This window comes from Aeromonas sp. TS_SC_11 (assembly GCF_057318915.1).
This window is the reverse complement of the sequence record NZ_CM170470.1, coordinates 131563-142396: the sequence shown is the minus strand read 5'-3', so window position 1 is coordinate 142396 and position 10834 is coordinate 131563. Positions and strand designations below refer to the sequence as shown.

Annotated in this window: 8 protein-coding genes; 4 read left to right on the top strand and 4 right to left on the bottom strand. The window is 61.0% G+C overall.

Annotated features, from left to right (window positions below):
- Window positions 1-326: 326 nt before the first annotated feature.
- Window positions 327-1271, top strand: coding sequence for a chemotaxis protein CheV (locus AC1P02_RS00685; RefSeq protein WP_021139650.1), 945 nt, complete (start codon window positions 327-329; stop codon window positions 1269-1271).
- Between the two features lie 89 nt (window positions 1272-1360).
- Here the strand turns inward: AC1P02_RS00685 and AC1P02_RS00680 are convergent, their stop codons facing one another.
- Window positions 1361-1960 (bottom strand): arylesterase, encoded by a 600-nt coding sequence (locus AC1P02_RS00680; protein WP_485183594.1) that lies wholly within the window; start codon window positions 1958-1960, stop codon window positions 1361-1363.
- Between AC1P02_RS00680 and AC1P02_RS00675 the strand changes: the two genes are divergently transcribed.
- Together AC1P02_RS00675 and AC1P02_RS00670 are read left to right on the top strand one after the other, a co-directional pair.
- A complete protein-coding gene (locus tag AC1P02_RS00675; protein WP_005318003.1) occupies window positions 1959-2657 on the top strand; it encodes an ABC transporter ATP-binding protein in 699 nt (232 codons plus the stop codon). The genes AC1P02_RS00680 and AC1P02_RS00675 overlap by 2 nt on opposite strands.
- Before the next feature lie 54 nt (window positions 2658-2711).
- Window positions 2712-5159, top strand: coding sequence for an ABC transporter permease (locus AC1P02_RS00670; protein ID WP_087754970.1), 2448 nt, complete (start codon window positions 2712-2714; stop codon window positions 5157-5159).
- 83 nt (window positions 5160-5242) lie between these two features.
- Here AC1P02_RS00670 and AC1P02_RS00665 read toward each other — a convergent pair whose 3' ends face one another.
- Complete coding sequence (locus tag AC1P02_RS00665; RefSeq protein ID WP_005317998.1) at window positions 5243-6148, bottom strand: TIGR01777 family oxidoreductase; 906 nt, start codon at window positions 6146-6148, stop codon at window positions 5243-5245.
- Window positions 6149-6472: 324 nt separating this feature from the next.
- Here AC1P02_RS00665 and AC1P02_RS00660 point away from each other — a divergent pair, with 324 nt between their 5' ends.
- Window positions 6473-8002 carry an EAL domain-containing protein gene (locus AC1P02_RS00660; RefSeq protein ID WP_485183591.1) on the top strand — a complete coding sequence of 510 codons (1530 nt, stop codon included), beginning with the start codon at window positions 6473-6475 and terminating at the stop codon, window positions 8000-8002.
- Between the two features lie 86 nt (window positions 8003-8088).
- Here AC1P02_RS00660 and AC1P02_RS00655 read toward each other — a convergent pair whose 3' ends face one another.
- Both AC1P02_RS00655 and AC1P02_RS00650 read right to left on the bottom strand, forming a co-directional pair.
- On the bottom strand, window positions 8089-9270 hold the full coding sequence (locus tag AC1P02_RS00655) for an aminotransferase-like domain-containing protein (protein ID WP_059113151.1): 1182 nt from the start codon (window positions 9268-9270) through the stop codon (window positions 8089-8091).
- Window positions 9271-9486: 216 nt separating this feature from the next.
- Window positions 9487-10554: a M28 family metallopeptidase gene (locus AC1P02_RS00650; protein WP_485183589.1), complete on the bottom strand. Its 1068-nt coding sequence runs from the start codon at window positions 10552-10554 to the stop codon at window positions 9487-9489.
- Between the last annotated feature and the right edge of the window lie 280 nt (window positions 10555-10834).

Here is a 10834-nt window from a genome sequence, read left to right as displayed (position 1 = left end):
TCCGGTTTGAAGTCAGTAAAAAGCGGCAGAGCAATCTGCCGCTTTTTTTATGTCTGGCCAACGGAAAGTGCATCCACTGGCGGTGATGGCAGGGGATTTGGCTGCGCATCGCAAAAGTCTGGCCCACACCCGAGGCCGAAAGGGCTGGGGGTCAGCCATTTGGCTGCTGACAAGTGTGGGGAGAGACCGGCTTTGAGCCGATTCTCGATTTTTTTCATCAAGTTCCGTCATCATCTGGCCGACATAGGATAAGAATACGGGTCGTGTTGGGATTCTGACCCTTCTATACTATGGCGAGACTCGGGCAACGGACGTAAGGGCTTTATATGGCGAGCATATTGGATTCAGTGGATCAACGTACCCAGCTGGTAGGGGAGAACCGTCTGGAGTTGTTGATGTTCCGTTTGGGATCCCGACAACTGTTTGCTATCAACGTCTTCAAGGTGAGGGAAGTGGTCAAGCTGCCCCATCTCAACAAAATGCCGGGGGCGCACCACAACATCAGCGGGGTGGCCAACATCCGTGGCACCTCTATCCCCGTGATCAACCTGCGCAGCGCCATTGGCATGCGCGCCATGCCCATCGACAGCGAGTCCAACCTCATCATCACCGAATACAACCGCACCATTCAGGGCTTTCTGGTGGGGCAGGTAGCCCACATCGTCAACATGACCTGGAAGGATATTTTGCCCCCCCCCCGCTCCGCCGGGCGGGCGAACTATCTGACCGCCATTACCCGGGTTCCCGAAGATGGCGTTGACCAGATTGTCGAGATCATCGACGTGGAGAAGGTGCTGGCCGAGATCATCACCTACGACATCCGAATCTCGGAAGAGGTGCTGGACCTGGCCATATTGCCGCAGATGAATGGTCGCAAGGTGCTCATCGTCGATGACTCCAGCACGGCCCGCAATCTGGTGCGTGAAACCTTGGCCCAGCTGGGCCTTGAGGTAATCGAATGCCAGGATGGCCTGGAGGCGCTCAATCTGCTCAAGGGCTGGTGCGATGCGGGCAAGAAGGTGACCGACGAAATCTTGCTGATGATCACGGATGCCGAGATGCCGGAGATGGATGGCTATCGCCTGACCCACGAGATCCGCAGTGATGCCCGCATGTCGGACCTCTTCATCACGCTCAATACCTCCCTGAGCGGCAACTTCAACGAGGCCATGGTCAAGAAGGTGGGGTGTGACCGCTTCATCTCCAAATTCCAGCCGGACCTGCTGGTCGGGGTGGCACAGGAGCGGCTGCGCCAGATACTGGAACGCTGATGGTCATGGAAACAAAGATCCCGCTTCGGCGGGATCTTTGTTTTGGGCCGACAGGGCCCGATAGTGCGTATAGGGGGATACTGGGGGCATTATTGGGTCAAGAGGGGCTCGATAAAGCTGGCCACACGGTCGCGGATCAGCGGCTGCGCCGCCGCCGTGGGGTGGATGCCATCGTTCATCATGAGTTCAGGGCGCAACGCAATATCATCCATGAAGAAGGGCATCAGTGGCAGCGCATTGGCGGCGGCCAGCTCCGGAAAGATCTGCTCGAACTGGCGTAGGTAGCGAGCCCCGTAATTGCGGGGCAGCTGGATTTGGGTCAGCACTGTCTTGACCTTCAGCTCCCTGGTCAACGCCACCATCCTGGCCAGATTGTCACGGGTGATGGCGGGGGCGAACCCTCGCAAACCGTCGTTGCCACCCAGCTCAATCAGTACCCAGTCCGGTTGATGCTCCTTGAGCAGAGCGGGCAGGCGGGCCAGGGCCCCTTGCGTTGTTTCACCACTGATGCTGGCATTGATAAGCTGATGCTCGCCCCCTTGCTGCTGCCATTTCTGGTTGAGCAGGGCAGGCCAGCTCTGCTCCGCCGGCATCTGATAACCTGCACTCAGGCTGTCACCCAATACCATCAGGGTTTGTGCCTGTACCGATGAAACCAGGCAACATAAGGCGAACAGGAAACGCGTCATGAATTCAACTCCCATTATTGTCGTCAAGGGCCTGGGCAAAACCGTTAGCCTGGGCCAGGAAAGCCTCACCATCCTTGAAGGGATCGACCTGCAAGTCAATACCGGCGAGACACTGGCGCTGGTCGGCGCCTCAGGCTCGGGCAAGTCTACCCTGCTGGGGCTGCTGGCAGGACTGGATCTGCCGAGCGAGGGGGATATCGAGATCCTCGGGCAGTCGCTGGTGCAACTGGACGAGGAGGGCCGTGCCCGCCTGCGAGCCGAACAGGTCGGCTTCATCTTCCAGTCCTTCCTGTTGTTGCCTACCCTGAGTGCGCTTGAGAATGTGATGTTGCCAGCCGAACTGCGTGGCGAGACCCGCTGCGAGCCCAGAGCCCGCGAGCTGCTGGCGGCGGTGGGGCTCAGCGAGCGTCTCCACCATCTGCCACCGCGCCTTTCCGGCGGTGAGCAGCAGCGGGTTGCCATAGCGCGCGCCTTCATGACCCGTCCCAGCCTGCTGCTGGCTGATGAACCGACCGGCAATCTCGACAGCAAGACCGGCGAGACAGTGATCGAACTCTTGTTCCAGCTCAATCGTGAATATGGCACCACCCTCGTGGTGGTCACCCATGATCACGACTTGGCCCAGCGTTGCCAGCGGCAACTGGTGATGGCGGCAGGACGACTGGAGGTCGAACAACATGAGGTGCAGCGTGCATAAGAGAATGCCTGGATATGACTGCAAGGTTGGCCGATTGAACGGGAGTGGTGACGCATGATGCAGTGGCGATTGGGATTGCGCCTGTTGCGGCGAGAAGGCTTCAACGGCGAGTTGCGCTGGTTCGTGCTGGCGCTGGCGCTGAGTGTGGCCTGCGTGCTGAGCGTGGCTCTGGTGGCGGACAGACTGGATGCCGGACTCAAGGCATCGGGGCGCGACTTTATCGGTGCCGACCGGGCGCTGCGCTCGGCCACACCTGCGCCAGCTGACTGGCTCAAGCAGGCAGAAAAAGCGGGCCTCTCCGTGCAGACGACGGTCAGCTTCAACAGCATGCTGTTTCATGGCGATGCGCTGCAGCTGGCCTCCATCCGCGCCGTGCCGAGCGAGTTTCCCTTCTATGGCAAGCTGGAGCTGACTCCCCAGCGTGCACCGGCCCCGGGCGAGATCTGGCTCTCGGCCCGGGTGATGCAATTGCTGGAGGCAAAAATTGGAGATGAGCTGGAGGTGGGCAATACCCTCCTCAAGGTGGCAGGAGTGCTGGGTCAGGAGCCGGATCAGGGCTTCAGCCCCTTCCTGCTGGCGCCAAGGGCGCTGATCCACAGTGATGATATCGAGGCGACCGGCGCCCTGCTGCCGGGCAGCCGCCAGCAGTGGCGTTACCTGTTCAAAGGGGCGCGCGAGGACGTAGCCAGCTATGAGCGCTGGCTCAAACCCAAACTAAAAGCGGGACAGAAACTGATCAAGCCGGACGATCAGGGTTCCCAGGTGGGTCGCTCGCTGGCCAATGCCGAGCGCTTTTTCCGGCTAGCCTCCCTGGCTGGCGTGCTGCTTGGGGCGCTGGCCATGGGCATAGCGGTGCGCCACTTCGCCGAGCGGCAGACCAATATGGTGGCACTGCTCAAGACGCTGGGGGCGTCCCGTCGTACGCTCTGGCAACTGATGGGCTCGCTGCTGCTGGCGCTGACCCTGGTCGGTGCCCTGCTCGGTCTTGTGGCGGGCAGCGCCATGCAGTGGCTGACCCTGCATCTGCTGGGCAATCTGTTGCCGGCCGATTTGCCACCGCCGTCCTGGCGACCCTTTGCCCTCGGTCTGGCGGTCGCCTTCTTCATCACACTGCTGCTGGCCTTCGTGCCCTTCCTGCGTCTGCTGAAGGTACCGCCACTGCGGGTGCTGCGTCGTGAGCTGGAGGCTGGGATCCCACCCTGGCTGGCGTTGCCGGTCGGTTTGCTGGGGCTGTTTGGTCTGGTGTGGGGCTTTACCGCGGATGCGACCCTGGCGTTGGGGCTGATCGGTGGCATGGGCCTGCTGATGGGGCTGCTGGCGCTGATCGCTTCCCTGCTGCTGCGGCTTGGTCGTCGGGTCAAGGGGCCCCATGCGCTGCGCCTTGCCATCAATCACCTCTCCCGCGAGCGTGGCAGCGGCTTGTTCCAGCTGGCTGGCTTTGCGCTCGCGCTCATGCTGTTTGGCCTGCTGTGGGCGGCACGGGTTGACCTGCTCGACGAGTTTTCCGCCCGCTTGCCGGTGGATGCACCCAACCGCTTCCTGGTCAACGTGGCCGATCACGAGCGGGAGGGGATCCTCGCCGAGTTGCGCCAGGCGGGTGCCCTGACCTCGGATTTCTATCCCATGGTACGGGGCCGGCTGGTCAGCATCGCCAGCGAGGCGGTGCGAGACAACGACGAGGATGGGCGGGAAGGGGTGAACCGCGAACTCAACTTCACCACCACGGCCAGCCTGCCGCCAGACAATCGTCTGACCGATGGACGCTGGCTGGATGGGCCCGGCCAGGTGTCGGTGGACCAGGACCTGGCCAAGCGACTCGACATAGCGCTCGGCGATACTCTGGGCTTCACCATAGAGGGGCGCAGCTTCAAGGCGCAGGTCACCAGTTTGCGGGCCATCAAGTGGGACAACATGCGGCCCAATTTCTACATGATCTTCTCCCCTGACATGCTGGCCTCTTTCTCCCAGACCTGGCTTGGCAGCTATCGCCTGCCGGAGCAGGGCCGAGCGGCAGAGGTGGAGATCATCCGTCGTCATCCCACCGTGAGTCTCATCGATGTAGACGATCTGATAGTGCGGCTGACGGCTGTGTCTGATCAGGTGAGCCGGGCACTCGGTCTGATGCTGGGTCTGGTGACGGTGGCTGCCCTGCTGGTGTTGCTGACCCAGACCCAGGCCAGCATGGCCCACCGCCGTCGCGAGCTGTTGCTGATGCGCACCCTGGGGGCCAGCAGCGACCTGCTCAAGAAGATGCTGCGCTGGGAGCTTGTTGCCAGTGGCCTGCTGGCGGGGCTGTGCGCCGCCATGGTGGTCGAGCTATGTTCCTTCGGTCTGCAATGGTGGTGGTTTGAGGGGCAGTGGCAGTTCCACTGGGCCATCTGGGGCGGCTTGCCCTTGCTGGGCGCCCTGCTGGTGACGCTGGCGGGGCAGGGAATGCAGCGTCAATTGCTGGCGGGTACCCTGAGCGATCGTCTGCGCGGGCTCGGTCAGGGGCTGCTCTAGTCTCTTGCTCTTTGCGCAAATGCAACAAGCCCGGCCACATGGCCGGGCTTGTTATTTTCGGCAATCATCTTGCCGGAACAGGTTCAGCGTGGCCGGTGCAGCAGGTTGGTGAGGGCCTGGGGCAGTTCGGGAAAGGTGAAGTGAAAACCGGCTTCTAGCAGGCGGGCCGGCAGCACTTTCTGGCCGGTGAGCAGCAGGTCGGCCGCCTCTCCCATCAGCAGTCGCAACGCCAGTGCGGGGACGAAGAAAAGATGCGGTCGGTGCAGAGTAGTTGCAAGGGTTTGGCTGAACTCGCGATTGCTGACGGGGTGGGGGGCCGTACCGTTGAAGATGCCGTCATACTCGTCGTGCTCCAGCAGGAACAGCATGGCGCGCACCAGATCCTGAATGTGGATCCAGCTCATGATCTGCTGGCCTGATCCCATGGGGCCGCCGAGGCCGAGCTGATAGGGGGGCAGCATCTTGGGCAGGGCGCCACCATCGGCGCCGAGCACCAGGCCGATACGCACTATGCAGACCCGGGTATGGGCGCTGCGAGCCTCTTGCGCCAGGGTTTCCCATTGCTGACAGAGTTGATGGGTAAATTCGTCGTGGGGAGTCTTGCACTCTTCGTCCAACGGCGTCTCCCCCTGCCGCCCATACCAGCCGATGGCGGAGGCATTGATCAACACCTTGGGCGGCGTGCTGGAGAGCTTGATGAGGTCGACCAGCTGTTCGGTCAGCAGCCAGCGGCTGTCACACAGCAGCTGTTTGCGTTGCTCGCTCCAGCGTCCGGCGGCGATGGGCTCCCCCGCCAGATTGATAACCGCATCCACGTCGTTGAGGTCGTCGAGCCGATCCAGATTGTCGAGCAGCTTGATGTCATGGCCGAGCAGGTCGTAGGCGCGGCTCCCCTGACGGGTCAACACCACTACCTCGTGCTGCACCTTGAGATGTGCCACCAGGCGGCGGCCGATAAAACCGGTTCCTCCCGTGATCAATATTTTCATATCCATACTCCCTGACTCTGTTGGCTCTACTCTAGTGGGCCAGCACAACATGAACAAGCAACTGTTTTTGCAAAGATTATAATCGTCACACCCGCTCTGGTTGCCGAGGCATCACCTGGCTCGATATGAGCCAGGGCCAGATTGGGGGGATTGGGTTCGTTCCGGCCCGGATGCCTTGCTCTATGTGGCTGCGAGCCCTGTTTTGATGGCGTATGGTGTCAATCAGGCCAAACCTGATTGCAGCCAATCGTATCAGAAGGGCTTGCTAGGTGAGCGGACACCAGTAGACTTGCCCGCTTTTTTGTCGTTGCCGTGAGGATGATTATGCCTTTTCGTCGTTTGAGGTTGCGCCAGTTCTATACGAGGCTGGGAGTGTCCCTGCTGGCAGGCTTTCTGTCTGTGTTGCTGGGGGTGTTGATCATCTCATGGCAGACGTTTTCGGGGGTGAAGCAGGATGCCGAGGAGCGTCTCTTGCATGCACGACACATGTTTGATCGCACCCTGGACAATGCCCAGCAGGCGGCGTCCATGGTGCGCAGCAGCATGGATCGGCCTTGCGACGAAGTGGTACAGGGGCTGAGGGACCAGGTGGCGACCGTGCCGGACATACGTACCGTCAACCTGGCCAGGGGGGAGCATATTTACTGCACCTCCCTCTACGGTTCCTACAGCGGTCTCTTCTCTCTGGCCGATTACGCAGAGGGTCAGCTCGACCTGCTGAGAGGCAACCCTGTGACGCCGGATCGCCCCCTTGTCGTTTATCGGCAGGCGGTGGGCGATAACAGCGTGCTGGTCGGGGTAGACGGCTACTATCTGCATAACATTCTCGACATGCTGAGCCGCAACTCGCCGCTGGCGCTGGTCATCGGCAGCCGGACCATGCAGGCCAACGGCCAGGTCAGCGAGGCGGTGCCATCCCGCACGGGCGGCTATCTGGAACAAGTGTCCTCGAAGTATCCATTCAGGGTGGTCACCGATCTGTCCCACAATGAGTACGGCAGCCATGTCTGGAGTTACTCCAGGGCCAGCCTCATCATCTATCCCTTGCTGGGCATATTGGTGGGGGTTGGCGTGTTCTGGCTGACCGGCCGCTCTACCTCTCCTTCACAAGAATTGCGGCGGGCGCTGGCCCAGCGGGAATTCATACCCTATCTGCAACCCGTGGTGACGGGGGACGATGGACACTGGTGTGGCTGCGAGGTGCTGATGCGCTGGCAGCATCCCCGTCAGGGTATGATATCGCCGGATCGCTTCATTCCGCTGGCGGAAGACAGCGGCCTCATAGTCCCCATGACCCGTCTGCTGATGGCACAGGTGCGGGATCAGTTTGCCGGCAAGGCCCATACCCTGCCGAGGGGATTTCACTTTGGCTTCAACATCTGTGCCAGCCACTGCAAGGATCTGAGCCTGGTGGAGGATTGTCGTGACTTCATCGATGGGTTCAAGGCCAACCCCATCAAGCTGGTGCTGGAGCTGACCGAGCGGGAGCTGATAGTGGCGGATGAGGTAACCGACCGCTTGTTCGCCGAGCTGCACCAGCTCGGGGTCTTCATCGCCATCGACGATTTTGGTACCGGCCACTCCAGCCTGACCTACTTGCAGCAGTTCCAGGTGGATTTTCTCAAGATTGATCAGAGCTTCGTCGGCATGATCGGCTCGGATGCGCTCTCCAGTCATATCGTCGAGAACGTCATCGATCTGGCGACCCGGCTCGGCCTGATGCTGGTTGCCGAAGGGGTGGAAAACGAGGTTCAGGCCGCCTACCTGAGGGCGCGTCAGGTGACCTTCCTGCAGGGCTATTTCTATGGCAGGCCCATGCCGATGAAGGAGTTTGCCAAGCAGCTGGCAGCCTGACAGGCCCGGTTTCTCCTGCGTGAGAAATAAAAAAACCAGCGATCTGGACAGATCGCTGGTTTTTCTTTATTCAGACGGCAGCGCTGTCAGAGCATGCGGGCCAGGGCGCGGGTCAAGCGTTTGACCCCTTCCTCTATGGTGGCTTCATCCACGCAGGAGAAGCTCAGCCGCAAGGTGTTCTTGATCTCGGGGCGCACATAGAAGGGGGCACCGGGTACGAAGGCGACCTTCTCCTTGATGGCCTCGTCGAACAGTGCCATGGCACTTACACTGGCAGGCAGGGTCAGCCAGAGGAACATGCCCCCTTCCGGTCTGGTATAGCTGACGCCTGGCGGGCAGTGACGAGCCAGTGCGGCCTCCATGGCGGCGCGCTGGCGGCCATAGACCTCCTTGATCTTCTCCAGATGGGCATCCAGCGAGTTGTCGATCAGGAAGCGGTGCAGCACCTGCTGGCTGAAGGCGTTGCTGTGCAGGTCGGTGGCCTGCTTGGCGATGGTGACCTTCTGGCGCAGCCAGTCCGGCACCAGCATCCAGCCCAGACGGAAGGCGGGCACCACCGTCTTGGAGAAGGAGCCGAGCAGCACAGTATTGTTCGGAGCCAGCTTGGCGATGGGTGGCAGGTGCTCCCCTTCGAAGCGCAGTTCGCCATAGGGGTCGTCTTCCACCATCAGCAGCTCGTGGCTGACCAGTCGCTCGGCCAGTGCCTCACGGTTGGCGCGGCTGTAGGAGACACCGCTCGGGTTCTGGAAGTTGGGCACGCCGTAGAGCAGTTTTGCGTTGGAGCCGCTGGCCAGCAGCGCATCCAGCGCCACCAGGTCCAGACCCTCTTCCCCCAGCGTAATGGGCTGGAATGCCGGTTGATAGACGGAGAATGCCTGAATGGCGCCAAGGTAGCCCGGCTCTTCAATGATGAGATCCTGCCCCTCGTCGATCAGCACCTTGCCCAGCAGATCCAGCGCCTGCTGGGAGCCGCTGGTGATGAGGATATTGTCCGGGTTGACGCTCATGCCATGGCGCGCCAGATAGCGGTCTGCAATGTACTGGCGCAGCGGGGCGAAGCCCTCGGTGGCGGCATATTGCAGGGCGGCGGCGCCTTGCTCGCGCAGCACGTCCTGGCAGGCCTGATCGATGGCCTTGACCGGAAACAGGTGCGGATTGGGCAGGCCACCGGCAAAGGAGATGATCTCGGGATTGGCCGCGACCTTGAGGATCTCGCGGATAAATGAAGGCTCTACCTTCTCGAAGCGCTGGGCAAAAAACGGTTGCATAGGGTTCTCTCTGGCATGGTGAGCGGTCGCTCCATTCGACCGCCAAGTTATCCGTTTGTATCAGATTTAAAAAATGAGGCAATGGCTGCAACAAAAATCGATAAAAAAGGGCAGGTTTGGCACCTGCCCGAATTTTATCGGCCGGGGGCAGCCGTTGAGCGTAAAAAGCCCTGAATTGGTCCCTGGCCAGCGCGCGTCATTGACGGCTTGTTGGCGTTACAGACCCGGCTCCTTGAGGAAGCGGATCATCAGGTCCGTGTTGGCGCTGAGCTGCTGCTCCACCCGGCCCGGGAACAGCTCGGCCATCTTGTCGAGACGGTCGTACTGGGTATGCCAGATCTTGCCCCACTGGGTCTCGCTGTCCCGGTCGCAGGCGCTCTTGGTGGCATCGTCGTAGCAGTCCCACAGCGCCGGATTGGTGGTCTGGGAGTAGCCGTCATAGCCATCCGCCCCGTTGATGGTGAAGTTGGTGGCCTCCACGTAGGCGATGGGCACCCCCAGGCAGGCGAAGGGGGCGTGATCCGACCAGCTGCCTGTCTCCCCTTCCGGATAGCCGGCGTAGCTGGGGTGGATGGCGAACGGGGTGTCAGTCTGTTTGGAGATGGCCAGCAGACGGTCACGGATCTTGGGATCGAAGCTGTAGCGGCTTGGCTCGGCACAGTTGTATTCGGCCACATCCGAGTGAGCAGAGTGAACATAGACGATGTCGCCGCCGGCTATGGTGTCGTAGTTCACCATGGCCACCAATTGGGCGATGGCGGCGCTGTCGAGGCTGGCGACATAGGCTTTGGAGCCGTTGAGGCCGTTCTCTTCCGCGCCGAAGAAGGCGAAGCGTACCGTGTAGGGCAGGGTCTGCCCCTTGAGTGCCTCGGCGACCGCCAGCAGCGCCGCGACACCGGCGCCGTTGTCGGTGGCGCCTTCAGAGCCATGCTTGTCACCCGTGCTGTCGTAGTGGGCGCCGATCAGGATCACCTTGTCGCTCTGGCCCTTCAGCTCGGCGACAAGATTCTGGGAGGCCTTGCTGGCCCCACTCTTGGTGTAGGTGAACGGCTGCTTCTGCACATCGTAACCCCAGCCTGTCAGATGATCCTGGATCCAGGCTGCGGCGCGGGTCTCGGCCTCCGTGCCCGTGGGTCTGGCCCCTATCCCCTCGGCGCTCGAGCTCAGTTGCACCAGATACTCATAGGCTTGCTCGGCGGCGCTGGGCGCCTGTGAATCATTGCTGGAGGTGTTGCACCCGGCCAGCAGGGCTGCGATGGCAAACGCCAATGCTGTGTGTTTCATACTGCAATCCTTTGTTGTGTATGGTTTTATTTTCGCAGGCAAGCATGCGCCCGACCCCACGCAGATTCTGTGAAGGGGGTGGCATTTGTCAATCGTGGTGGCGGAATTGGTCAGCGATGGGGGATTTGTTTCGCGAAACACTTGCGCCTTGGGCCTATCTTGGGATAATTCGCTACCCTGTTTCGCGGATTGATGAAATAACGCGCCATTCATCCATGTGATCCGTGACTCCGGGCAATGAAATAACGAGTAATCCATTCATGTCGTCTGTGACCCAGAC